Source organism: Peribacillus sp. JNUCC 23 (genome assembly GCF_053653995.1).
Genome location: NZ_CM132202.1, coordinates 4,383,370 through 4,409,501 on the forward strand (window position 1 = coordinate 4,383,370; position 26,132 = coordinate 4,409,501).

Annotated in this window: 17 protein-coding genes; 6 read left to right on the top strand and 11 right to left on the bottom strand. The window is 36.4% G+C overall.

Annotation, left to right across the window (positions count from 1 at the left end; genetic code table 11):
- Positions 1 to 85: 85 nt before the first annotated feature.
- Positions 86 to 2,275: a choice-of-anchor I family protein gene (locus JNUCC23_RS20955; RefSeq protein WP_454213397.1), complete on the top strand. Its 2,190-nt coding sequence runs from the start codon at positions 86 to 88 to the stop codon at positions 2,273 to 2,275.
- Between the two features lie 426 nt (positions 2,276 to 2,701).
- Here JNUCC23_RS20955 and JNUCC23_RS20960 read toward each other — a convergent pair whose 3' ends face one another.
- The 4 genes from JNUCC23_RS20960 to JNUCC23_RS20975 all read right to left on the bottom strand — a co-directional run bounded on the left by JNUCC23_RS20960 (position 2,702) and on the right by JNUCC23_RS20975 (position 9,814).
- Entirely contained in the window at positions 2,702 to 4,315 is a 1,614-nt protein-coding gene (locus JNUCC23_RS20960; protein ID WP_454213399.1) for a polysaccharide deacetylase family protein, read from the bottom strand.
- 574 nt (positions 4,316 to 4,889) lie between these two features.
- Positions 4,890 to 7,400 carry a bifunctional 2',3'-cyclic-nucleotide 2'-phosphodiesterase/3'-nucleotidase gene (locus JNUCC23_RS20965; protein ID WP_454213401.1) on the bottom strand — a complete coding sequence of 837 codons (2,511 nt, stop codon included), beginning with the start codon at positions 7,398 to 7,400 and terminating at the stop codon, positions 4,890 to 4,892.
- 243 nt (positions 7,401 to 7,643) lie between these two features.
- A complete protein-coding gene (locus JNUCC23_RS20970) occupies positions 7,644 to 9,302 on the bottom strand; it encodes a hypothetical protein (RefSeq protein WP_454213403.1) in 1,659 nt (552 codons plus the stop codon).
- Positions 9,303 to 9,325: 23 nt separating this feature from the next.
- Positions 9,326 to 9,814, bottom strand: a complete 489-nt coding sequence (locus JNUCC23_RS20975) for a zinc ribbon domain-containing protein (protein ID WP_454213404.1) — start codon at positions 9,812 to 9,814, stop codon at positions 9,326 to 9,328.
- A 254-nt stretch (positions 9,815 to 10,068) separates the two neighbouring features.
- On the opposite strand from JNUCC23_RS20975, the gene JNUCC23_RS20980 reads away from it, so the two are divergent.
- The 3 genes from JNUCC23_RS20980 (at position 10,069) to dacB (ending at position 14,485) form a co-directional block, all read left to right on the top strand.
- Positions 10,069 to 11,466 (top strand): zinc ribbon domain-containing protein, encoded by a 1,398-nt coding sequence (locus tag JNUCC23_RS20980; protein ID WP_454213406.1) that lies wholly within the window; start codon positions 10,069 to 10,071, stop codon positions 11,464 to 11,466.
- Complete coding sequence (gene nagZ, locus JNUCC23_RS20985; protein ID WP_454213408.1) at positions 11,463 to 12,794, top strand: beta-N-acetylhexosaminidase; 1,332 nt, start codon at positions 11,463 to 11,465, stop codon at positions 12,792 to 12,794. Before JNUCC23_RS20980 ends, nagZ begins: the two co-directional genes overlap by 4 nt.
- Positions 12,795 to 13,042: 248 nt before the next feature.
- The gene (gene dacB / locus JNUCC23_RS20990) at positions 13,043 to 14,485 is read left to right on the top strand and encodes a D-alanyl-D-alanine carboxypeptidase/D-alanyl-D-alanine endopeptidase (protein WP_454213410.1); all 1,443 of its coding nucleotides are present in this window, start codon (positions 13,043 to 13,045) and stop codon (positions 14,483 to 14,485) included.
- Between the two features lie 385 nt (positions 14,486 to 14,870).
- Here the strand turns inward: dacB and JNUCC23_RS20995 are convergent, their stop codons facing one another.
- From JNUCC23_RS20995 to JNUCC23_RS21010, 4 genes are all read right to left on the bottom strand, one after another.
- A complete protein-coding gene (locus JNUCC23_RS20995) occupies positions 14,871 to 16,406 on the bottom strand; it encodes a glucosyltransferase domain-containing protein (protein WP_454213412.1) in 1,536 nt (511 codons plus the stop codon).
- A gap of 4 nt (positions 16,407 to 16,410) precedes the next feature.
- Positions 16,411 to 17,337: a glycosyltransferase family 2 protein gene (locus JNUCC23_RS21000; RefSeq protein WP_454213414.1), complete on the bottom strand. Its 927-nt coding sequence runs from the start codon at positions 17,335 to 17,337 to the stop codon at positions 16,411 to 16,413.
- 14 nt (positions 17,338 to 17,351) lie between these two features.
- Positions 17,352 to 17,729 (bottom strand): GtrA family protein, encoded by a 378-nt coding sequence (locus JNUCC23_RS21005; RefSeq protein ID WP_454213416.1) that lies wholly within the window; start codon positions 17,727 to 17,729, stop codon positions 17,352 to 17,354.
- 627 nt (positions 17,730 to 18,356) lie between these two features.
- A complete protein-coding gene (locus JNUCC23_RS21010; protein WP_454213418.1) occupies positions 18,357 to 18,968 on the bottom strand; it encodes a hypothetical protein in 612 nt (203 codons plus the stop codon).
- A 655-nt stretch (positions 18,969 to 19,623) separates the two neighbouring features.
- Between JNUCC23_RS21010 and JNUCC23_RS21015 the strand changes: the two genes are divergently transcribed.
- On the top strand, positions 19,624 to 20,721 hold the full coding sequence (locus JNUCC23_RS21015) for a transposase (protein WP_454213420.1): 1,098 nt from the start codon (positions 19,624 to 19,626) through the stop codon (positions 20,719 to 20,721).
- Positions 20,722 to 20,860: 139 nt separating this feature from the next.
- Here the strand turns inward: JNUCC23_RS21015 and JNUCC23_RS21020 are convergent, their stop codons facing one another.
- The 3 genes from JNUCC23_RS21020 to JNUCC23_RS21030 all read right to left on the bottom strand — a co-directional run bounded on the left by JNUCC23_RS21020 (position 20,861) and on the right by JNUCC23_RS21030 (position 24,600).
- Positions 20,861 to 21,064 carry a hypothetical protein gene (locus tag JNUCC23_RS21020; RefSeq protein WP_454213422.1) on the bottom strand — a complete coding sequence of 68 codons (204 nt, stop codon included), beginning with the start codon at positions 21,062 to 21,064 and terminating at the stop codon, positions 20,861 to 20,863.
- Between the two features lie 200 nt (positions 21,065 to 21,264).
- Complete coding sequence (locus tag JNUCC23_RS21025; protein ID WP_454213424.1) at positions 21,265 to 22,044, bottom strand: hypothetical protein; 780 nt, start codon at positions 22,042 to 22,044, stop codon at positions 21,265 to 21,267.
- Positions 22,045 to 22,137: 93 nt separating this feature from the next.
- On the bottom strand, positions 22,138 to 24,600 hold the full coding sequence (locus tag JNUCC23_RS21030; protein ID WP_454213425.1) for an S-layer homology domain-containing protein: 2,463 nt from the start codon (positions 24,598 to 24,600) through the stop codon (positions 22,138 to 22,140).
- Between the two features lie 502 nt (positions 24,601 to 25,102).
- On the opposite strand from JNUCC23_RS21030, the gene JNUCC23_RS21035 reads away from it, so the two are divergent.
- On the top strand, positions 25,103 to 26,092 hold the full coding sequence (locus tag JNUCC23_RS21035) for a C40 family peptidase (RefSeq protein ID WP_454213427.1): 990 nt from the start codon (positions 25,103 to 25,105) through the stop codon (positions 26,090 to 26,092).
- The last annotated feature ends 40 nt before the right edge of the window (positions 26,093 to 26,132 follow it).

A 26,132-nucleotide genomic window follows, 5' to 3' on the forward strand; every position in this document is an offset into this window, starting at 1 on the left:
ACAAAATTTAATAATTCTTAATACTGCATTAACAAATTACAGTTAAAATTTACTAGAATCAAAAAAATCATTCGGAGGTATTGCAGTGAATGTAAAGAAAGCATTGGTCACTAGTATTGCGGCAGCTGGAATTCTACTTTCAGCGGGACAACCATATAACGTGTTAGCTGAACAACCACCCTTTTTCCAATATAAAGGAGATAATCTACCAGTTACGCAAATTGCACAATATGATAGTCTTTCCGGTGAGGGTGGTACGGAGATTTTAGCTTATGATGAGAAGTTGAAACGGGCCTTTGTAACAAATGGTGCAGAGTCTGGAATGGATATTTTATCATTTGAAACATTAAAATCCGGGAAATTCACGAATGTAAAATCAGTAAATCGGATCTTATTAAAGGATTTTGGAATTGAAAATGTAAAAGATATTACGAGTGTAGCTGTTCACCCAACAGATAATTTAGTAGCTTTATCTGTTGTAAGTGATCCTAAAACGGATCCAGGCTATATCGTGCTGTTAACAAAAGATGGCGCATATATTACAAAAGTCTTAGTAGGCTCTTTACCAGATATGGTGACTTTCACGCCAGATGGAACGAAGCTTTTATCTGCAAATGAAGGTGAACCAAGTGATGATTATTCTGTGGATCCTGAAGGAACGATATCGATTATTGATCTAACAGCTGGGCTTGAAAAGTTGACTGCAAACACATTAACTTTTAATGATGTTGAAATCGATGATCAAGTGCGATTAAGTTCAAAAGGTACAGCCACACAGCAGCTTGAACCAGAATATATATCGATTACACCAGACAGTAAACGTGCTTACGTTTCTCTTCAAGAAAACAATGCAATCGCTACTGTAAATCTTGAAACCAACACAATTATGCATGTAAAAGGACTTGGAATCAAAGATCATTCAATTCCAGGTAACCAATTAGACGGAAAAAGAAATAATAAAACAGAATTAGAAAACCTTCCGCTTCTTGGATTTTATATGCCTGATGCAATTGATACTTTTTCTGTAGGTGGAAAAAACTATATTGTAACGCCAAATGAGGGAGATGCTCGTGATTATGAAGCCTATTCTGAAGAGGCGAGCGTTGGAGACATTAAAGATAAAATTAAATTAAATGCAGACCTTTATGGGGGCTATACCCAAGAGGAGCTTGATCAATTAGTTGCTGACGGCCTTCTCGATGAATTAGCCAAAACAAAAATTACGTTAGAAAACGGTTTAAAAGATGGAAAATATGAGGCCCTATATTCCTACGGAGGTCGTAGCTTCTCCATCTTTGACGCTGATACTCTGAAGCTCGTTTATGACAGCGGGGATGATCTTGAGAAAATAACATCAGAAGCAATGCCGGAGTTCTTTAATACCGATAACGCGGAAATCGCCTACGATAAACGAAGCTCAGCAAAAGGACCAGAACCAGAGACGGTTGTAACGGGTGTAATTGATAACGTCACGTATGCATTCATTGCTCTTGAACGTGTTAGCGGAATCATGGTGTACGACCTAACGAATCCCGAAAAGCCTGAATTCACTACACTCATTTCAAGTCGCGATTTCAGTGAGGATGTCAAAGGAGACGTATCCCCTGAAGGTTTGAGATTCATTCCAGCCGAAACAAGTCCAACTGGAAATCCATTACTTGCAGCCACACACGAAGTATCAGGAACAGTAGCCGTTTATGAGTTTGGCGGAAAAGATATCATGAAGCCTTATAAATTTTTAGATGCAGACAAAACTCATTGGGCTTATGAATACATTAATGATCTCTATCAACAAGATATTATTAAAGGAGTATCAGAAACAAGCTTTGCTCCTCAAAAAAATACAACTAGGGCTCAATTTGCTGTCATGCTTTCTCGCACTCTAGCATTACAAACTACTTCTAAAGAGAAAGAATTCAAAGATGCTCCAGATTGGGCTGAAAAAGAAATTCAAACACTATTTGAAGCAAAAATCATCACAGGAAAAGAAAATGGAGATTTCGCTCCTAACGAAATAGTTACAAGAGAACAAATGGCTACCATGCTCATACGTGCTTACGAGTATAAAATGAGCACCAGTATTGAAGTAGCAAAGGAAAAAGTATACCAAGATTCCGAATTCATTAGTGAGTTTGCTAAAGAAAATGTACAAAAAGTGAATCAGCTTGGAATTATGCAAGGAAAAACGAATAATACGTTTGCCCCAAAAGACGCATCTACTCGTGCCCAAGCAGCAAAAGTACTTTCTTTATTATCAAAAAAGATTATTGAATAAAGGTTAATAATTGACAGAACCCCGAATATTGGACAAAGTCCATGATTCTGGGTTTCATAGTATTCCACCGCTATAGCTACTATTCATAATCCAGAGTCCTAGACCCATTTGTAGCGGATATCTATTTTGTGAGTGAACTTGTTCAATGACGTCGGTAAAGAATCGTGACGAGATGCGCCCTTGTACTCTACACGGTGAAATTCCCCTTGGTCGGTCTATACTTCCAACAAAAGGGCAAGCATTAGACGAGCAAGATATATGGGGTGTGGTTTTCTCTCATATATCTTGCTCGTCTGAAATGTGAAAGTGCTGCAACTAGACGGGCTTTTGACCTCGAGGGGTTAGGCTGCTTGCGCTGGATGTGGACAAACAAATTAAGTTATCCACATAATAAATTTCGTATAGTACGCTAAACTCCCTAGTATCTTATGATTCTACTATTTCAATAAACTCTGACAAGCTGGTACTTTGATAAATTCCAACCCGTTTTAATTGAAGTATATCATCTCCGACATTGACTGGCCCTCTAATAGTTGTGACGGCACTTTCAAAACCTAATTCTTTCAATATTTGAATCGTACTATCGTTATAATGGCCAAAAGGATAAGCAAATGAATTCGCATGTAAAATGGATTTATTCAAATGAATGTCAGCTTCCACAATAGCTAAAGGCTTTGTTATCACATCAGATTTATTATTGATATCTAGTTGATGAAGATTATGCGTATGAGCTTGAAACTCAAATACATCCCCCATACTTATCATATCTTCTTTTGAAAAAAATTGTAACTCCCCCGGCTTAAACGGTTCGGTAAGGTGGTCGTTTCGACTTGTGATAACATATTCTGTTGCCTTCATACCATATTGCTTTAATACAGGATATGCATTTTCTCGAACAGATACTAGCCCATCATCAAAAGTTAGCACTGTTGATTTAGCAGGTAGGTTAATTTGTCCATTAACATATTTCTGTAAATCATCCATTGAAACCGTTTCAAAACCTTGGTTATTGAGATAATCCATTTCTTCTGAAAATTGTTCACTTGTAATAGTTGTACTGACGTCTTTATACTGACCAAGGTCCTTTTGATCCAGAATATGATGATACATTAGAATAGAAATACCTTTATCTACTTTCACCTTTGAACCGTGGATATATCCATATCGCCCGCCAATATCGAGCATAAACCAATTTCCGCTTTTCATGATAATAGGATATCGATGGTTTTCTTTCAACGTAGCAAATTGGACTAAGGACCCGCTCGTATTATCATATACTGGCAAATTATTATATATTGGGATTATATTCTCATTGGTAGATTTGTGGGAAGTATTCCTATTTTTAAAATTCATTTTCTTGACTTGTTCAGCATTAGATTTTGATAGATAGGCATATGAATTCGCCCATTTTACCTGCCAATTCAATCCGTCGTCCTTTACAACCTCCAATTGCTGTCCTTTAACCAACTGACCGATTTCATCGAGGTAACCTCTTCGGGTATCATATATAGAGGTATCAATACTCGCTGTAATATAGATTTTTGATGGTTCCGCGGGAGTGTTGGGTATAGGGTCCGTTGATCCGGGTTTCACTAGATTCGCCTGAGCATTGTGAATATAACCCAAACGGCCATCTATATCTACTAAATACCAATTTCCGCTTAATGAAATAACTGGGTAATTCTGTCCCTTTTTAATCACTGCAAATTGTACTAGCTCCCCAGTTGTATTGTCATATACAGGAGCCTCTACTTCCATAGTAATTTTTGTCGACGAATTTGTATATTTATTATTCCCATTTATATAGTTAGCAGAAGCAATGGGGAATACGTTTCCCTTTACTATATAAGCATCGTACCCGCCAAAATCAATTTGCCACCAATTCGCCCCATAATCCTTTTTCACCTTGAATTGTTGGCCCTTCGTTAAATAACCTACAATCTCAAGGTTTCCTTTTCTTGAATCGTATACAGGTGTTTGATCCTTTTGCACTTCTACAAATTCAGTAGCTGCATCTGTGTAGTGCGGATTAATAAACATAAAACACCACACAAAGATTATTCCCTGTACCACTAAGATAATTTTCCTATTCATTTTTATTCCCTTCAATCAATGTTAGTATCTAATTAACTATATTTTTCCCTCTTATATCTACATTTTACTATAAATTACCATACTTAAAAGTATTCTTTCAAAACTTATACTAAAAATGACGCTATACATTACTTTATACCTATTAATTCTTCTAATATAATCTCATTTTCTAAGTAAAAACCAAAAAGCGAATAGACATACTAACATCGAATAAAAGAGGAATATACTATTATAGATCGACCAATGCTCTATTAAAATACCTATTTTTAAAAGGAATTATTAACAAATAGAAGAATAGTATATTAGAACTAATTATCAATATTACCGCAGGTCTCAAATAGAAATACCCCTAACTCATCGGAAGGAATTAGGGCCTTTGTTAATCTTATTCAAAATAATAATATAAGCTTATCTTTCTATTGATTCGGTTATCTACAAAAAGAAAAGTCCTGCAGAGATTTCTCTCCACAGAACTTTCCAGTTAGACGAATTCCTATTTTATTGGATGCTGCCTGGCACCTTATTTCTTATTCAATAGATAAATTACTTTTGCTGCTTGAGCACGTGTTGCTATATTAGCAGGCTTGAACTCTTTTCCATACCCTTGGATTAATTCGAGTTCAAATGCTTTTTGAATAGCAGCTTTCGTTTCATTGCTTAAAGCTGTAACATCTGTGAATTGTGTTTGTTTTGAATTTGTTTCTTTTCCATTTCCCACTTCATAGGCTCGGATTAGCATAGTTGCCATTTGTGCACGTGAAATTGGTTTATTTGGCTCAAAGGTTGTTGGCGTAGTACCTGTTGTGATTCCAGCTTCAAATGCAGCTGCTACTTCTTTCGCTAGCTCACCAGAAACATCTTTGAATGGTGCCCCCGCTTTAGCTGTTAAGCCTAAAGAACGAACGAGAAGGCTTGCGAATTGTCCACGAGTAACGTTACCAGCTGGATCAAAGGTTGTTGCTGTTTTTCCTTTAATGATTCCATTTGCAGTTAGACTATTGATGTATTCGCCAGCCCAATGGTCTGCTGGAACATCATTGAATGATACTTTTGCTGCTGCTTTACTTAGATCCATTTTGAAGATACCAAAGCCTTTTTCATCTATTTTACCTGTATAGGTAATATTGCCAGTTGATTTCGCTAGTTCAGCAGCTTTTGGATTTGATAAGAATGTAACACTTGCATTGACTGGAGTAAACGCCCAGTTATTATTTACTGAAGCATCAATTGTTTTATTTTCCACTACATAATCCATCATGGCCTGACGATTTGAATCTGGAGCTTTTAGTACTGTATTGATACCTCCCGGATTCATGAGCTTACTTCCTGCCGCACGGTAATCATTCGTTGCGACAATGAATTCCATATTAGCAGTTACTGACTTACCATTGTATTTAATGTTTTTAATCCGATTGGCATCGGCATTAATAAGATTTTGTCCTTTGTCATACTTTGGTAATGATGTTACATCAACCTCATACGATACACCATCAATGACATCAAAGTTATACGTTGGGAAATCATTATTAATTAGCATTTGCTCTTCAGTTTTTGCTAGGTCAATTGTGTTAAATTGGCCAGCAGACCACTCTAACCATTCTTTAAGAGTAGAACCCGTTACTTTTACTGCATTTACCACATTATTGTCATATAGGTATAGATCCGCAATATTCTTAAGGACAATTGTTCCAGATTTTACATTCGTGAAATCATCAACTCCACCACGCCCCGCTTTAAATGGCGCAGCCGCAGAGATGACTGGTATATTCTCATATTGAGTTCCTTTTAAGGCTTTTTGAACATACCATGTTTGTGCTCTATTTAATATTTCCATGGCAGCATTGTCTTTAACCAAACCAAAATATGTATTCAAATCGCCTGTCAATTCTCCAACAGGATTTTCCATATATTTGATGGTTGCTTCGTGTTCAGTTTTAACGGAATCTGCAATTGCCTGATCCGCTTCAGCTGTTTGCTCACCAGATGTAATTGGCTTTAATTTAGCTTGTCCATCTGTAACATCCCATTTTCCGTCGACCTTTTCAATGGTTAAATCGATTATTCCAATGTTATTCCCCCATGATCCAGGCATTAACGTTGGGATTCCATTAATTGTTCCCTTTGAATTATCGATTCCATTTTCATCTTTGAAAGAAGGTTTAGCTGCATTTGGGAACATTAAATGCTGATGCCCTGTTAAAATGGCATTAATTCCTTCAACTTGGCTCAAATAATAAGAAGCATTTTCCATGCCGTCTTCATATTTTTTCATTTTTCCGTCTTGATCATATTCAGCAATTCCAGAGTGAGAAAGAACAACCACGACATCTGCTCCTGCTGCTTTCATTTTAGGGACTACTTTCTCAGCAGATTTTACGATGTCCTCTACGACAAGCTTGCCTGATAGATGCTTTGCATCCCAGCTCAATATTCCTTGTGGGACAAATCCAGTCACACCAACTTTAATCTTGTGTGTTTCCCCATCTGTATCTTTTACTTCACGCTCTAGAATTTCAAAAGGAGTAAAATAGGTATTCCCTTCTGTGTCATAAACGTTTGCGTTCACGTAAGGAAAATCTGCACCCTTTAGTGCGGTATCTAGATAATCTAATCCATAGTTAAATTCATGGTTACCTAGGGTCGCAGCATCATAATCTAGTTGATTCATAGCTTTATAGACTGGATGAACGTAGCCATCCTTCATTAAATCATTATTATATACATAATCTCCAATTGGGCTTCCTTGAATTAAATCTCCATTATCAAACAATAAGCTATTATCCGCTTCTCCACGTACCTGCTTTATTAAATTGGCTGCTTTTGTTAAACCGTACGCATTTGTAAATGAACCTTGATAGTAATCATAATTCGTGACGTTTGAGTGTATATCTGATGTTTCAACGATTCTAAGATTTACGGTATCTTGATTCATAACCTCAGCATATGTAAGTGATGGGCCAACTTGTGGAATAATTAATCCTAATGCTATCGCTGCACTAGCTATTGTCTTTTTACCAATCATTTTCTTCATGATTATTCCCCCCTGGAAATACATTTTCAAACAATTGAATATTATCATTTTGTCCCTATAAAATCTATAAAATTTACTATATTTACAATTAATTAACATTAAAGGAATAATACCCTGAAAGTAAAACAAGATAGCAAACTATTCGTTTAGTTTGCTGTCTTGTTCTATTGTTGGTGTGAATGGGACGAATAACTCTGTGGGTAGAAAAAAATCCACTTTCCAAAAGTGAAAGTGGATTTTTTTCTATTGTCTATTTCGTATGCCTGGGAAGAATCTAATTAAGTAGCTTCCTGCAAAGCTTGCGACATAGGATAGGATAAAGCTACCGATAAAAACTCTAAATATACTTACAGCAAGTGAAAAGTCAATGGATTTAGTGCCTTCTCCGACAGCACTAAGCATTCCATCTACATGAACGCCAGATGCAGCTGCTAATGATGTAGAAAAAAAGCTATATACAAGACTAAGTACAGCTAAAGACTGGAAAGATGCCTGGTTCGATTTTGCTAACGAGAAACCGGCAAAAATGAGTAGCGATATCGGAATCAGAATAGCAAGCTTCAGATAAAGATCAATGTCATAAAGGCTCATAAAGTAATCATAACTAGCCGCATCTTCATTTAAGGCCTCACCTGAAAATGAAAAGCCTGAGAAGATTGAGTACATGATCCCACCGCTTCCTCCTTCAGCGCTCATTTTGAAAGAAAGAGGTGAAAAATGAAGCATGCTGTAAATGATCGACGAAAGCTGTACCCCCATATAAGTAGCAAACCAAGTCGTCTTCTCCAACATTTGACTAAGTCCAGGAATATCAATCCACTCAAAAATTAACTTACCTTTTAATTCATTCAGTTTACTCGTAAGGACAATAACTAAGATGATGGAAAGAGTAACAAATCCGCGAACAAATGCAGAAAATCCTTGATGAACTGCACCGCCATATGGGATTAGGTTTTCCAAATGTTTGGTTGTCTGGCGAAAATTAATACTGAACAGCATACCTAAGAAGCTGAATATCATGCCAAATAGAAGCCCTTTAAAGAAAGTAGTAATAATGGAATAAGATGTATCAATTGTTAATTGAATACTTTCTCCGCTATCCGCCATTTGAAGATCATAATTGAATCCGCTGAATAATGAAAAAACACTAAATAATACGCTATAAATAAGTCCAATACCAATTGCTCCTGAAAGAAATTCTCGGATAAGAATCTTTTCATGCTGCTTTCTGTATATCATACCGCCGACAAATAAAGAAAGGATTGGGAAAAGGATGAACAATATATAAGTAAATGATAGATTCAATTCTCCGGTTCCTATAAATTCGTCATACTCAAGGTTACTATCTACTTTTACTTCATAACTTGGTGAAACCATATGCGAGATCATGACGTTATCAGTAAATCCAAACACATTTCCCGGTGCTTTAATAGAGGCCCCTGTTTCTTCTGCGATTTCTTTAGCAAGTTCTTCAGGACTGTACCCAATCGTTTCTTTAAATAGCTCATCATAGAAATTATCAATGGATGCATATGTTATGTAATTCAGAACAAGCATCAACACAAAAGCTGCGATTGCTGGAATTAGTGTTTTTTTCAAGACGTTCTTAGAGAATAGTGAAGAGAATGAAAACGAGCCAACTTGAGCAGGTTTACTACCTGACAATACTGGAGTCTTTACTTCAGCTGCCGTTGATTGTTTAAACCTTAAAAGCGAATGGCCGCAGTCAGCACAATAATTATCAGTTCCATTTGTTTCGTCGCCACAATTCGGGCAGAAATTTGTATCACTATTTACTAATTGGAGATGCTGCAAAGTTTGGGCATTCATAAGCGCGGTACCGTCATGTGAGCAATAGTTGCTCCATTCCGAATTAGATTCTCCGCAAGTTTTACAATACATAGATGATTTTCTCCTTCCGTAGTTTATACCAATTTCGTCCCGCAGCAACTGCAGAACGAGGAATTTGCAGATATTTGTACCTCGCATATGTGACAAGAAATCGTATCCAGAGTGACTGCCTGCTCCAGCTTCTCTACTTTTGCGCCGCAGCCTCCGCAAAATTTATCATCGGGCGTCACAATTGTGCCACAGGATTGACAAGAGTTTTCCGCTACTGTACTCGCATGTAGTTCCGCAATAGCCTGTTGTGATTTAAAAATAGTACGATCCAATTCAATTAATGAATTCACTTTCTTGGAAAGCTCATCTGATTGAATTTCTTTATTGCGCAATTTTTTGTATAATTCTTCTCCTAATTGTAAAAGGACTTCATTACGCTTTAGGCTTGCTTCCTGGATGGTTCTTTTATACTGGTTTACATCTTGTGCGATTTGAATTTTTAGCTTATTTGTTTGAAAGCTATCTTGAATCTTATTTAGTCCGCTACCTAACTTTTCGTGCAATTCGTTCAATTTCATCACTCCTTAATTTTATCCCGGCTTAACTAACCAGTAGTGAAGATTACAAAACCCCACTAATGGAAATTCCACCCTATTCTAAATAAAGTTATCATATAGTCCAAAAGGTGTATATGAAAATAAGTAAAATCAGGAATATAATCATAAATTTGGTTGTTTTACAGTATAATGTATTATAACATTGTGTGAGTTATTATACTTTTTTCATATTTTTTGGTAACTAACAGAATGAAAGTGAGGAAATTATAGTGCATTGTAATAATTGTGGGGGAAAAGTAAAAAAGGATCAGACTTTTTGTACTAGTTGTGGGACAACAATAGTACAAAAAGAACCTGCTGTTCAACAGAGGTCAGAAAGTAGAACATTCAATACTCTTTTCAAGTCAAAGAAATCTAAAATTCTAGCAATTATTTTATTAATTTTGGCAGTTTCCAGTTTTGCAGGTTATAAAACGGTTCAAACGATGAATAAACCGGTTAAAATTGTTCAAACATTTGAAAAGGCAATAGAAGCGAAGAATTCAAAAGAATTAGCTGATTTATTAAATAGCGCCCAGGTAGAAATGGATGTCAAAGAAGCTGATGCTAAAATGCTCCTTGATTATTTTAACGAAAATCCGGATCTCCTAGCGGAAACAGAAAAAAGTTTGCGAAAAGAAGCACAGCTACTTGAAAACAAAAATATTCTTACCAGTAAAAGTGAAGGCTTGCTAACATTAATAGAGTCGAAAAAGAAGTGGGGCATTATTACTCAATACGGTTTAAGTTTCCATCCTGTTTACATTAAAGTGTCTTCCAATCAAGATAAGACGGCACTTTTCATTAATGGCAAAGAAGAGGGAGAACTTAAGGTGAGTGACGAGCGGACACTAGGACCTTTTCTGCCGATTGATCATGAAGTAAAAGGTTCCTACACAGGGCAATATACGACAGTAACAGATACAATAAGCATTGAACCAATCGAGCAAGAAGGCAACAAATTCCCAGTTGAACTTGATCTGACTGGAGAATCCATTAATATTTATTCGAATTATGATAAAGCGATTGTATACATTAATGGGGAAAGTACAGGGAAAACTGTCACCGAACTTTCAAGAATCGGCCCAGTTTCTTTAGATGGATCTTTGAAGATTTATGCCGAAGCAAAAGTGGATGGTAAAACGCTAAAAAGTGAGGAAATTTCCATAACAGATAGTGAGGAAGCCATCGAATTATGGATTGACGACACGGAAATCATTGAGGCAGCAGCACGTAAAGCTGAAGAAGCCACTGAAGCTAAAGCCCTAAATGATATAGCACGGTCAGATATTGAATCTGTCGTGTATGCACACTATCTAGATATTTCAAATGGATACTTATCAGATGCTTATGATTTGTTTAGCACAAGCCGTAAATCAAAAGTAAATTTTGAAAAATGGGCTGAGGGGCTTGCTAATAACTTAAACAATGATGTGAAAGGTGTAGTGGTGGAGTCTGTAAGTGGTGATCAAGCTACTGCAACATTTGAAATGGTTTCTCGTGATTCAAAAGCAAGTGGAGACACGCTAGTACAGACTTGGGGAGGGAGATGGCATCTGGTAAAAGAGTTTTCTGGGTGGAGACTTTCAAAACCCGAGATTACAAAATTGGATTCCAGAACTGAATGATGATAAATAAAAAATATAAAGTATTTACCTTGATTGCTCTTGTCGTGGTGTTAGCTGTTTTTCTATTTCAATTAAACAATGGTTCAAATGAAACAAAAGATAGATATAAGGAATCAACAGGGCAAAATCAAGAAGTAGAAAGTGAAAATGTTCATTTAGTTGAAAAAGAGAATAGTAAGGATCAAATGCCTGTTTCAAAGGAGATAGATCTTATCATTGATCGTGATGGAAAAGTAGATAAGCTGCTTGAAAAGATGACGCTTGAAGAAAAAGTAGGACAGCTGATGATGGTTGGATTTTATGGGACTGAAAAGAGCGACCAAATCAAAGAGTTGATTGAAGAAAGGAATATTGGCGGTGTCATTTATTTTGATCGGAATATGTCTTCTCCTGATCAAGTAGCGAGATTGTCCAATTCGCTGCAACAATCTACCGAAAATAGCTCAACTCAGATTCCGCTCATGTTAGCAGTGGACCAAGAAGGCGGAGATATCTTGCGGATGAGAGAACAAGTATCGCCTATTCCTTCCCAACAGAAGCTTGGGAAATATGCTTCTGCAGAAGAAGTCTACAATGTGGCTAAATTGAACGGAACTGAGCTTGCGGCGATGGGGATTCATATTAACTTTTCACCTGTACTTGATTTATCGAGTACAGATAGCCGCTCACTTGGGAAAGATCCTGAAAAGGTATATCAGTATGGTAGGAAAGCAATCGAAGGCTTAAACGATTCATCGGTTACGGGAGCGTTGAAGCATTTTCCAGGGCACGGTCGTAGTGGTATTGACCCGCACGTCGAAACATCTTCTGTAGAAGCAGACCAGCTCGACTTGGAAAATTCAGATATCTATCCCTTCAAACAGATCATTCATAATATCGATAACCAAAACTTTTTTGTAATGGTCACACATATTAAATATCCGGCCTATGATAAAGCGAAACCGGCAAGTCTTTCAAAGCCGATTATTGAAGAATTGCTTCGTAAAAAGCTAGGATATGAAGGAATCGTCATCACCGATGATCTCGAAATGGGTGCCGTTAATAAGTATTATTCATATAAGGATATGGGGAAAGAAGCGATTCTGGCTGGAGTGGACATATTGCTTGTTTGCCATGAATATCAACATCAACTTGATGTGTATAATGGGATAATAGAAGCTGTGAAAAAAGGGGAAATACCGATGGAACGCATTGACCAAGCAGCTACACGAGTTTTATCTTATAAACTTAAAAATAGCCAAACGACAACAGTTGATCCTAAACAAGCAGATGCTATCGTGAAAAGCCAAGAAAGCATCAATTATATCAATAGCCTTAACCTTAGATAATTGGAAACCACGGCGCTAGGAACCAACATCCAAATTTTAAAAAAAGATAAAAGGCAGAAAACTATTCATTTAGTTTTCTGCCCTTTTTTCAATATATTAGGATTGTTTATTTGTTGAAAATTATATCCGTAGAGGCTGCATGTCAATGCCATTGGATACCGAATTGTGTCGAAATACGAGAAATTGAATATTGTAGAATAGCAGGACTCTATGATAATGTTAAATTGCCAAAAGGAGGTGAAGAGGAATTGAGGAATCAGCTAAAGATATACATATTATTCTTTGTAACGGTTATTGCTTCTACTTTATTCAGTATCCATGCGGAAGCAAATAGTGAATTAACCAAAACCGTTAATCAACAAATATATGGTACGAATTTCTCCATGGCAATCCGTGATTTGAATACTGGAGAACTTGTCTATGAGTACTATGGAAATAATGGCATTAAACCAGCTTCAACTCAAAAACTATTAACGGCTGGGGCAGCTTTAAAAGTTCTAGGGGAAGACTATTCCTTCTCAACACAAATGTTAATGGATGGAACGATTCAGAACGGAATTTTAAACGGGAACATTTTCCTTCGAGGTGAGGGTGATCCCACTTTACAGGTAAAAGACTTTGTTACCTTTAGTAATACGCTTAAGACAAAAGGGATTAAACAAATCAACGGGAATATCTATGGGGATGATACCTGGTTTACAGGAGAACGACTATCTCCAGGTGTTCTGCCTGAAGATGAAACCCATCACTACGGTGCCCCGATATCCGCATTAACTACTTCACCAGACAATGATTATGACGTGAGTACTGTGATTGTTACGGCTAAGGCTTCAAGTATTGGTTCTATTCCAAGCATTTCGGTAGAGCCCAATCTAAGTGGCCTTAGACTTGTTAATCTTGCAAAAACTGTTATAAAGGGTAGTAAAAATACTTTAAAAATTGAAAGAAAATATCGTACCAATCAAATTATCGTTTCTGGTAACCTTCCACAAGGTAGCTCCAAAAAGGAATGGGTATCGATGTTCAACCCTACAGTAAGTACATTGTATTCATTCAAAAATACGCTTGCCCAACAGGGGATTAAATTCGGAAATGGTTCCAAAGTTGATTACGCAACTGTACCAAGCAACGCTGTTTCCCTAGGGACAAAACGCTCACAACCACTAAAGCAAATCATGCCAGCTTTTATGAAGTTAAGTAATAATGGCATTGCTGATATCTTAGTGAAAACTATGGGCAAAAAGGTTCATCATGTAGGAGATCAGGAGCATGGACTAAAGATAATCACAGACTATGGCCAATCCATTGGATTAGACATGAAACAATGGAAATTCCAAGATGGTTCAGGTATTTCTCATTCCAATAGGGTGACGGCTATTCAACAAACCCTTTTACTTGTCAAACAAAAGAAAGAGTCCTATTACTCCAGTACCTTTTTAAATAGCCTGCCATTAGGAGGCCAAAGAGACCGTTTAGTTGGTGGAACTTTGCGAAATCGCTTTACGGAAACAGCCTTTAAAAATCGCGTTATCGCAAAAACAGGAAGTCTGGATGGTGTTTCGACTCTTGCTGGCTATATGCAGGCTAATAGTGGGAAATGGTATGCCTTTAGTATATTAGTAGAGCATAATCGTTCAAGCTATACGGGTCCGATTGATACTGTTGTGAAAAAAGTGATTGCGACTTATTAAGATGAAAATAAACAAGGTGTTAGGCACCATCCAGGTATCTGGATGCGTGCCTAACACCTTATTTACTGTACAAAATGCTATACTCTTTAACTAGCTTCAGTCTTACTATGTTTACTCTTTTCGCTGGCTGATTGAATCGATGTTCTTTCTCGAATCACTCCAATTGCTTCTGTTTCTTGACCTCATACTTTTTCACAATGATTCCTTCTCAAATAGAATAAGCCCTAACACCTCGAAAGAAATTAGGGCTTATGTAATCTTATTCAAAATATAATATGCAATTTGATTCAGTTATCAAAAGATAAACCCCGCAGGGATTTCCTCAAGTTTTTCAGCATATTTCATGGAGTGCACCGTGACAGTTGCAGTCACATTTCTTTAGCCATTATTCACTTAATTTAATAATAACCGTATCTCCTACTATCCGAATCGAGTCTTTTGATGGCCATAGTTGCATCTGTTTGACTAAATCACTTTCCCGTAGGGTTTGTAGCTGCTCCTCGTCCAAACGAGTTAGCGTTTTACCAAATTGATTGGCCAACATATATTCAAAATGATAAGGTTCAACCAAAAAGGATTCACCCATGGCACCTGTCATCGAAGGGATATTTTCTGGCAATTTTTCAGATGCCACCTCTGTCCGCATCGTTACTCTTCCAACGACTGCTAATTTAGAAGCATTTTCATATCCTTCTGTTTGTTCTATTCTATCAAGAAGCCGATTCAGAAGGGCATACGACTTTTCGTATTTTAATGTCATATTAAAATAGGCAATATTATTTATGACGGCAAAGTTAAATGCAATTAAAAATAGGACGACTACTGTGCTCCAGGAAAACCATCGAACCGCTAACGTCAGTTTCTCGAGTCGATCATATATTACTATAGGTAGTAGATAAAAAAGAACTAACGCCATTTCCATTAACATATGATATTCTACACCAGGAGAAACAAAGTAAAGAATGAATGAAAATAAAGGTAAACAAATTAGACTAACCACTATCAGACTAACTCTAATTGGTGATGCATATACTTTGTTAAAAAAGACCGCAAGACCAACTGCCAATACTATAAGGGCAATAAGGAGCAGGTTCAACACTTCAAATAGATTGATTGGGAAATCGGAGATAAAGCCTCTAAAAAAGAATTCCATCGTCGTGTGATTAATTTTAACAAGTTGATCAATCATACTGCCTGAGCTTTGGCCAATTTGGTCGAGCCCTTGGTAGTCCGTAATTTCCCCAGCAAAAAGCTTCTGATAGGTTTTAAATGTGAAGGCATAGAACATCATTCCAAGTACAGTCATACTCGCATATCGTAAGAGTGAATGAAACAATGGTTTGATTTTCGTCTGATTGAGAACAAGCTCTCGGATGAACCATACCGATACAACATTAAGTACGATTGTTAGGTTTGCTTGATAAATTCCAACGCTTAGATAAAAAATAAATGAAGCCGGAAGAAAGCCAAACTTATATTTTTTCGTAATGAGGATGGCCAGAACAGCTAAAAGAATCCCCATCATATACCCATCTGCCGTAAACATATACGAAAAAGTGGCAGCTACAGTTGGGAACGTCACGATAAGTCCTGCAGTTAAAATAATAGTAGGGGTTTTACGCAACTCGAAAATTTCAGTAAGCACGACCGCCACAAGTGCTAAGTAGAGAACGGATAATGAACCGATAATCCAGGGCAAGTCAAAGAACGAACTGATTCCGCTAAATGGACCTAGAAAAAATCGACCCGATTTAAACTTGAGTTGAGTATTATAAATGTTTATCAATCCATCGTGATTCGGCAACATATTGGTAAACACATACATATGTGTTAAGAAGCCAATGACAACCGCACTAAAAAAGGCAATTTTCCATTCTTTTTTTATCATCAGCTTACATTTACTAAAAAACTCTTCTGGCATTTGTTTACTCCTTATTACTTTTCTCTTTGATCAAATATTGTGGTCGACGCTTCGTTTCATAATAGATTCGACCAATATATTCACCGATAATTCCTAAGAATAACAGTTGAATACCACCAAGCACAATAATCGCTGAAATCGTTGTGAAATAACCAGGTGTATCAATACCATTTATGAAATAATTGATAAGGGTCAACACGATGTAAATAAAACCAAACAATGTGATGAACATACCACTATAAATAGCGATACGTAACGGTTTATTATTAAAGGATAAGATACCATCTATACCATAGTTTAAAAGACTATTGAAGCTCCATTTACTCGTTCCTTCCACACGAAGCTGATTATCATATTCAATCACCTTCTCATGAAAACCGATCCATGCAAACAGTCCTTTAGAAAACCGGTTATATTCGGTCATCTTCAATAAAGCGTCTAGCGCTTGACGACTTAATAATCGAAAATCACCAACCCCGTCTGTAACGGTCACATCTACAAGTTTATTGATGCATTTATAATATAGATTTGTCAATTTACGACGAACAAACTTTTCTCCAATGCGATTGCGCTTGGCGATTATTTGATCATATCCTTCTTCAAAATAACGCCACATGGTTGGAATTAACGAAGGTGGATGCTGTAAATCAGCATCGATCAAGATAACTGCATCCCCTGAAGCAAATTGAAATCCAGCAAGAATAGCAGCCTCCTTACCGAAATTTCGGCTGAACGAAATGTAATGTACATTAGTATCTTGTTCGGCCAAATCACGAAGAACGGAAAGGGTATGGTCCTTACTTCCGTCATCGATAAAAACATACTCGATTGCTATAAGAAGTTCCTGTACATATTTCTGAGTTTCCAGATAAAACTTTTGTACATTTTGTTGCTCGTTGTAACAAGGAACGACAATACTTAATTTCTTCACCAAATGCCCTCCTTCTAAGCTTTTAAAATTTTACGTGAAATAATAAACGTAAACGGGATAGCTGCTCCAGCAGCAAGCAGTGGAGCAAATGTATTATCAAATTGGAGCCACTCTTTTAATACATAGAGTGCACTAGTCGAAACTGCTAAGTTCACAACGTATGTTAAGGGAAACTGGAAAAACTTTTTCCAGCTCGGCTTAGATTGATATGTAAAATACGTATTGAGATAAAAGGAGCCGACCATACTAATTAAAAACGCGAGCCAATGCCCGATAAGATAATGAATAGATAAAACTTCAGTGAACAGTAAATACCACAGATAATAATGGAGAGTATTAAAAAAACCGACCAATATAAATCTAATGGTTTCACTTCCTATATTAATTTGCATAAAATGCCTCTTTTCATAAATAACATCATGAATCGGGAAATATAACAGAAAAAACGAGGTACCGTACTCAAATGACAGCAAAATAGCAACAGCTTTGATCGATATATCAAGAAACGCACGAATATACCATCTAATAGTCCCTGCTCTCATCAATTGTAGTAGACCAAACTGGATATATTGAAATAAAGGAGAAATGATTTAAATTATACCAAAAGGGAACCTAGAAATTTTAGGATAATAGCATCTCTACTTTATTTTATCAATAATGTTCACAATAGCAACTGCAAATACAAAGGGCAATATATAAACCCGTTATTTGTTGGGAAGTTAGCTACCGCAACAATCACTGGTACAATTATTTTCTCCAGCATTTCTTTATAGAAGAAACTCGTCAATAAACCAAAAGAATAAGAATAAAATCCATAACAAATCAATCACCAAAATCCATAATACAGTTAACTCACTATCTCTATACAAGTTAACTATTCATCGTTAGTTTCTATTTAGAATGGTCTGTTTCCAACGGGGAAGCTGGGAATCATAGGTGGAGACTAGAAAAAAAACGGGGATGGTTTCCCCATTCCCCGTCATTAACCTTTATTTTATTTAATCCATACTCCTTTATTTTCAATTAAACAAATCGTCAATTTTTTTTGCACCTAAAAATTTGGCAAGGGTAGTCTCTCTATTTACGATTATTCTTGGATGATTTACATATTCCTTGGTTAAAGGAAGTGGGTTCTCAAGTCTCGTAACTTCAGAAAGTACGACTATTTGATATTTCTCCCAACTTAAGATTTTATCAGCAAATTGGGGGTCATTAAGAAGCTCTTTCATTTCAGGAATAGACTCAACGTCTTCTCTTGTAACATGACGATATATATGGGAAACCTTACCGAATCTACTTATGCTTTTAGGAGGATTACAATCAGAATCTCCATAAAATAATAGTGACATCATCGGAGAGGCAATTTTGTTAGGTGAGAAAAAGTAGATATTATATTTATCTAAAATATCCATATACCAAGGTTGTTGTGTTACTGTCACTGCCTCACGTAGTTCGTTATGTGCCATTTCCCCAATTATTATTTTTTCCATTTGAGTATTACTTCCCTTCATTTTTAGAATATGCATATCAAGAATTTCATTAATGTATTGATTGATACTTTTCTCGCCTGTCATGCTTACCAGCCTTTGATACTTATCCTCAGTTAATCTTAATACAAATTTTTTACTCATTTAACTCCCCTCTTTTCAGTAGGTGATATCATTTACTTGAGCATATGATATCACCTACTGACAGAGAGTATCAATCATATTTTTCTATTTATACAAAAAAAAAGAAAGTGAGAATGAATTCCTCACTTTCTACTACATTTGCAGTACGCCATTCAGTTGCTCTTTGTATCCGTACTTCTTGAAAAACTCAGCCAATGCCACTTCAATGATGTCTCTCTGTGTCACATTGAATTCCTTACTAAAATCATTCAATAGGGTCTGCAATGAGGGAGGCAAGCCTAGTGTTTTGTTTGCCTTTGCTCCCTTGAACTTGTAACGTGGGAGCGTTCCGCTGTGCTCTGTCTCTAGGAGTACATACAATCGTTCTACAAAATGCTTGATTCCCTTACTAGCTTTATGTTTACAATATTGATGCGTTTTGCTGGTTGATGGATTGAATCGCCTTTCTCAAATAATACAGGTTGCTTCTGTTTCATAACTTAATACTTTTTCACACTAACCCCTCCTCAAATGAAAATAGCCCTAACTCCTTCGAGGGAATTAGGGCTTATTATTAAACATACATTCTAGTGTTTCTACTAATCTAATAGAACTTTTACAAACGCTTATATACAATGGATGAAAGACTTATTTAATTTATTGGGAGGGAATCAAATTGTTTTTCATTCGTTCGATATATGGATGCTTCAAAGAATGGCTGAGTTACCTCGGAAAATTTTTAAAACTTCACTTAAAATCTACGCAAGCAATTAAATTGGAAAATATCGCTCTAAGAAGTCAACTAGCGTTATACATCCAACGATATGAAAAAGAAAAACTACCGAAACCAAAACCCACTCAGGCTTTTAGACAGCTCTGGGTATTCCTCTCTAAACACTTTGAAAGCTGGAAAGACGTTTTAATTATTGTGAAGCCAGATACCATTATCAGATGGCATCGAACAGCTTTTAAGTTCTATTGGAAACAAAAATCGAGAAAAATTGGACGGCCAACGCTTGATCAAGCTACCATTAGCTTGATCAAGCGAGTGCATAAAGAAAACCCTATGTTATCACCTGAGAAAATCCATGAAAAACTTCGGATTCTAGGAATCGAAAAGCCTCCAGCTCCTAATACAATCGCTAAGTATCTTCCTAGTACACGAAAACCACCTTCTGAAAAACAGATTCAATCATGGAAGACATTTTTGAAAAATCATAATCATGAAACATGGGCAACTGATTTCTTTACCATTCCTACATTAACCTTTGATGTACTTTATATATTAGTGATTATTGATCATCAAACTCGAAAAATTATTTCTTTTGGCGTAACATATAATCCTACAGCTCAATGGACCGTACAACAATTTAGGAATGCAACGCCATATGGTGAAGTACCTAAATATCTCATTCATGATAATGACACCATTTTTCTCTCCAAAGCATTTCAACGGTTTTTATCATCATCAGGAATCACCTCAAAGAAAACGGCCTATCGTTCACCTTGGCAAAACCCATATGCAGAAAGAGTAATCGGTACAATCAAGCGTGAACTATTAGATCAAATCATCCCACTTGACCAATTACACTTACATAAACTACTTCACGAATACATCCACGACTACTACAACACTGACCGAACGCATCAAGGAATCGAAGGTAAGACACCCATTCCTTCACCTGTCTATCTTTCAACAATAGCACCGGAAACAAAATTAGAAGCAACACCAGTGTTAAACGGTCTCTATCATACTTATAAAAAAGTAGCTTGACCTATCGCTGACTTTTTTTAAAAGCCTTCATAGAAAGGCTTATTTGGCATGCCATTCTTTTTTGATTGTTTTATTCCTATTGTATATACCTCTTACTTTTCGTCTAAAAATGGACCTACTTCCCCAGATAAAAAACAAATCACCCTATATAATTAGGGCGATTTAACCTCGGATTGACTTTTTGAAGGGGACAGGATGTAATTCTCCTCTCCTTGTACAAAATACTAGATTCCCTTACGAGCTTTAGGCTTACGATGTTGATACGTTTTGCAGGCTGATTGAATGAATCTCCCTTTTCAAACAGCTGTAATTGTTCCTGCTTCTTGACTTCATACTTTTTCACAACGATGCCTCCTCAAATAGAAATAGCCCCAACTCCTCGAAGGGAATTAGGGCTATTGCTAATCTTATTCAAAATAATAATATAAGCTTATTTTTCTATTTGATTCGGTTTGTTACATGTAAATAATAAGAAAACTGATAGTCTAATCATTGACCCTTGTCGAGAAGTAACGGGCACTCATCTCTATCCAATTTGCTTCATCACATGAGTAATTCTAGTTCCTTAACATTTAAAGTATTCTTATAAGACTCTTGAGAAATAGCTTTTCCGGCTTCTTCAGAAATAATTTTATAATTAGATTCCTTAAATTTATCTATGAATCGTTTTAAGTCATCCTTAACTTCTGTATTTAATTTATACGATTTAGACTGGTCAAAGAATTGGTTTGCTATTATTTCTCTACCCTTTTTCCCTTGATTAATATATTCTTCAAGAGATAATTCACAAAATATCTCGTCAATCGCCTCTGCCGATTGAGAGCTATTAATCCATTTAACAAGATTTCCTTCATTGACTTCTTCTTTGGGTTGAGTTTGTATAGTACTTTTTATTTTCATTAGTTCATTCTCAAGCAAATTACGGAGTGGTCCATGATTAGATACTTTTAATGATGCATCCAGTTGGCTGATTTTAAGTTCTAGTTCTTCCCCTAGTACACCCTCATTATTAACTATAGTATCCAGTTCATTCGATATATTATAAAGATTATTTAAGCTCTTTAGACGAGACTCATATTCATCTTTTCTGACATCATCGGAAGGCACCAATAGAAGAAGCTGCTTTAAATCAAATAATTTTTTTTGTTGAATTTTTGTTTCCTTTTCAACCTCATTAAGGGTATTAGAGAGTAATGTATGAAGATAGTCGTTCTCAACATATGGTGTAAAAGTTAAATTTTCAATATCATGCTCACTAATTATTAAATTCGGGTTCAGGTCATTTAATTTTTCTGCAAGACTTCCTGTGATGTTATGATACATTTTTTATCCGTCCCTTGCTTGAAAATAAAATCAAAATAATTATAAATGAAGACGTTCTAAGGACTAGAACGTCTTCATTTTTATTTCAAAGAATTACTTTACTTTAGCAATTGCAGCATCGATATAAGCATTAGCTTGTGCTAATGTAGATACAGCATCCGTACTACCAAAGTTTAATGCAGTTGCTACAGCTGGAGTTCCAACTGGTTTAGTTAATTTGTTAATTTCTTCAGCAACAGCTAATTGCTGTACAGTAGTTAATGCAGCGTATGGAGCATAAGCATAGTCGACTAATGCAGCTTTAGTTGTGCTGATTGTAGTTGCTGCATCAGCTAAATTACCAATCGCATTGAATTTAGCAACTGTTGCAGCATGGTCTACAATAGCTTTTTGAAGAGCATTTGCAGCATAAGTTGGTGCACCAGCAGAGTGAGCTGTAACAGAAGCAGCATCATAGCTAGCTCCAGTAGCTAAATTTGCACGGTTATCAATAATAACTTGTGCTACTTCTAGTTTAACTTGAGAAGAAGTATTTAAGAATGCAGTAGTTGTAGCATTAGCAGAACCAGCAGCTAGCTCAACTAGAGCATCACGAACTTGTACAACAGTTTTAGTTGTATCTTTTAATACAGATAAGTTAGATGCTTGATTAGCTGTACTATTTACACCTGCAATTGCAGTTTCAACTTCTGTTTGAGAGATAACAGCACCACCAGGTACTACAGCGACTAGAGCAGCACGGTAGTCTACTAAACGAGAGTCAACAACTTTTGAAACATCAAATTTAGAAGTTCCTTTATGGCTTGTTACATCAGCAAGCTTTTGTAATTTAGCTTTTACATCAGCTAATTCTGTATTAGCAATAATAGCATCAATAGCAGTTAATGCTGCAGCAGATGATGCTGTATCAGCAGCTGTTACAACAGCAGTTGTTAATGCAGAAACAGCAGTAGTACCGTCAATAGTTGCTAAGTTTTTAGCTGCTAGGTATTCAGCCTTTAAGTTAGCATTTAAAGATGCTGCTGGTAAATTAGTGCTATCTAGAGCTGATAATTTAACCAAAGCGTTGTATACAGATGCAGCAGTAGTAGCTTCTTTTACTCCAAATACTGCTGATTTCACGTTAGAAGCTTTAATAGCGTCTGCTTTAGTTGTTAAAGGAGCAACATCATCAATTGTATAGTTACGGATTAAATCAGTAACAACGTTTTGTGTAGCCACTGATGTAGCGTTGCTATTAGCTGTATTAATGCTTGCTGTGTTAACACTATTAATCTTAGCTTGAACATCTGCAACTGTGCTAGCAGTTGTAATAGCTGGAGCAGTAGCAACTGCAGTTTGGTACGCAACAATCCAATCAGGGTTTACACGAGTAAACGCTTTGTTTTGAAGAGCAGAAAGTAATTGAACTTGATTAGTTGAGTCTACAACTGCTTTAACAATTACAGCTTGTTCAGCAGCTGTTAAATTAGTTGTGTTTGCATCGTCAATAAGTTTTTGAATATCTGCAAGATTTTGTTTAGTTAATGAGTTATTAATTGCAGTAGCATAAGCAGCAATGTTATCAGCTGTAACATTTTTCAACCCAGCTTTATTTAAAGCATTAAGCAATGTTACTTGGTTAGTACCGCTTGCAGCTGAAACAATATCATTATAGTTTTTGATTGCATCTAGGTCATACTTAAGTCCTCCAACAGTCCAAACACCAGTTGGAGCAACTAAATGTGGAGTTTTAAATGTAAGAGTAGCTTCAGTTTCTCCAGCTTCAAGAGATACTGGAAGAACTTCTACCATATTTCCATTGTTATCTTTTACTTCAACAGTGAATGCTTCATTAGCTTTTTCTAAAGCTTTGAATGTTATAGAAACGTTTGTATTAGTAATCGCACTTACACTTGTAACTGCAGGTACTACAACTTCAGGTGTAGCTTCAATAGCACGAACAGCAAAGCTAGCGAATGCTCCACGTTTAACGTCACCAGTTGGGTTATAAGCAGTTACATTAGTAACTCCGTGTTGAGCAAGGATTTTGATGTATGATCTCATTTCTTCAGTTGCTTTATCAAGATCAGAGATTGTAACTGTTTCGCCATTATCTTTTAATCCGAATGTGTTAACAATAACTTTTGCCATGTGTTGGCGAGAGATATTATCAGCAGCGTTTAATTTACCGTTGCTTCCAGTGAACACGCCTGCTTTCTTAACTACTAGAGATGCTTCGTATAGTTCTTTGTCAGAGTGTGTAGCTGGAACGTCAGCGAATGGTTCAACACCAGTTGTGTCAATTTTACCGTCTAATTGAAGGTAACGAGCAAGAATTTTTGCTACTTGACCACGAGTGATGCTTGCGTAAGGTGCAAATGTACCATCTGCGTTACCTTTGATTAATCCTAGTTCTACTGCTTTTGCAATGTTAGCAGCATGTGCGTCAGTTGCGGGTACATCTGGGAATGATTTTGTTTCTGCTGCTAATGCAGGAGATACAGCTGTTGCTACCATAGCTACTGAAAGAGATGCAGCCATGAATTTACGATAAGATTTTGGTTGGTAAGCCATTGAGAAAGTTCCTCCCTTTATTGGATAAAAATTTATTAAAGCTATTTTAAGAGATTATGTATTTTAACCTATCCCCTAAAAAAAGACTTTGTAACGATTATTACAAATTTTAGTATAGAATTTTATAGAATGATTGTCAATCTGTTCTTCATGGTGTAAATTATACCATTCTATTATTCACCATATCTATCAAATTTATCATATACTAACCTTATTCTACAGTAAATCCCATATTATGCAAGGAATTTGTTCACTATTCCTCGCTTTAATGTATTTAGTAATTATAAACAACTTTACATTCTATTTCAAACTTGAATAATTTATTCCTGTATATTAATAGTTTTTTGATGCACTATTCTTTTCGATAGACTTTTTTCTCTTACTCTCCTAATATTCTCGTTTGTTACAAAACTGTAATGTTCGCTAAGATAGGAAGATGCTAAAATATTAGTATATTATGTCGATATTAACAATAATTACTCATTTATTATAAGGAGGACGTATGAAAATAAAGATTTTTGTCAGTGCATGTCTGCTTTTCTTGCTGCTAGGCGGTACGAAAAGTGTACTAGCAGCCACAGTAAATTATGATCAACTACTTCCGATTGCAAAAAAATACATCGGAGTTCCTTATAAGACAGCAGGGAATGATGAATTTGGATTTGATTGCTCGGGGTTCATCCATAAAGTATTTAGCGAAATGAATATGAAGATCTCACGAACGACTGCGCAACAATCTAAAGAAGGTGTTGCTGTTGATAAAAAGAATTTACGAATAGGCGATCTCGTTTTCTTTAATACAAATGGAAAAGGTGTCTCCCATTCAGGTATATACATAGGAAATAATGAGTTTATTCACGCTTCTTCTTCTAAAGGAGTTATGATCTCAAACTTGGATGATCCTTACTACTGGAAAACAAAATACATAGGAGCAAGACGTGTCCTTGATTACTCACTAGCTATCGGAGAATTTCATGACGTGAATCAACAGCATTGGGCATATCAAAATGTTAACAAGCTTGCTACGAACGACATAACAATTGGCTACTCGATGAGCTATTTCAAACCGGAAGATAGAATTTCACGTGCTGATGTTGCAACGATGATTGCTGAAGCCTTTCATTTAAAAGCCAATGATCGCTCATCCACATTCCCGGACGTTCCATCTACCCATTGGGCAATTGGCGTTGTCAATGCAGTCTATAAAGAGGGCATCTTTAAAGGGAACGATAACAGTGAGTTCCGCCCGAATGATTCGCTAACTCGTGGTCAGATGGCAGCGATTCTTACACGGACCTTTAAACTCGAGTCATCCTCTACGAAGAAGAACTTCACGGATGTACCTGCAACTCATTGGGCATACGATGATATTGAGAGGCTTGCAGCATCTGGTATCACAACTGGCTATGAAGAAGATCATACATTCAAACCGAATAATTACGTGACGCGTTCGCAATTCGCTGCGTTCCTATCTCGTGCTATGTATCATTAATAGATTCAAATAGAAAGGTCGCTAATCGTATGATTAGCGA

Bases quoted from the DNA above. Each gene is read 5' to 3' on its own strand.
- JNUCC23_RS20960 (WP_454213399.1), bottom strand. From the start codon at position 4,315: ATGTTTATTAATCCGCACTACACAGATGCAGCTACTGAATTTGTAGAA.
- JNUCC23_RS20965 (WP_454213401.1), bottom strand. From the start codon at position 7,400: ATGAAGAAAATGATTGGTAAAAAGACAATAGCTAGTGCAGCGATAGCA.
- JNUCC23_RS20970 (WP_454213403.1), bottom strand. From the start codon at position 9,302: ATGTATTGTAAAACTTGCGGAGAATCTAATTCGGAATGGAGCAACTAT.
- nagZ (WP_454213408.1), top strand. From the start codon at position 11,463: ATGATGATAAATAAAAAATATAAAGTATTTACCTTGATTGCTCTTGTC.
- JNUCC23_RS20995 (WP_454213412.1), bottom strand. From the start codon at position 16,406: ATGCCAGAAGAGTTTTTTAGTAAATGTAAGCTGATGATAAAAAAAGAA.
- JNUCC23_RS21005 (WP_454213416.1), bottom strand. From the start codon at position 17,729: ATGCAAATTAATATAGGAAGTGAAACCATTAGATTTATATTGGTCGGT.
- JNUCC23_RS21010 (WP_454213418.1), bottom strand. From the start codon at position 18,968: ATGAGTAAAAAATTTGTATTAAGATTAACTGAGGATAAGTATCAAAGG.
- JNUCC23_RS21025 (WP_454213424.1), bottom strand. From the start codon at position 22,044: ATGTATCATAACATCACAGGAAGTCTTGCAGAAAAATTAAATGACCTG.
- JNUCC23_RS21030 (WP_454213425.1), bottom strand. From the start codon at position 24,600: ATGGCTTACCAACCAAAATCTTATCGTAAATTCATGGCTGCATCTCTT.
- JNUCC23_RS21035 (WP_454213427.1), top strand. From the start codon at position 25,103: ATGAAAATAAAGATTTTTGTCAGTGCATGTCTGCTTTTCTTGCTGCTA.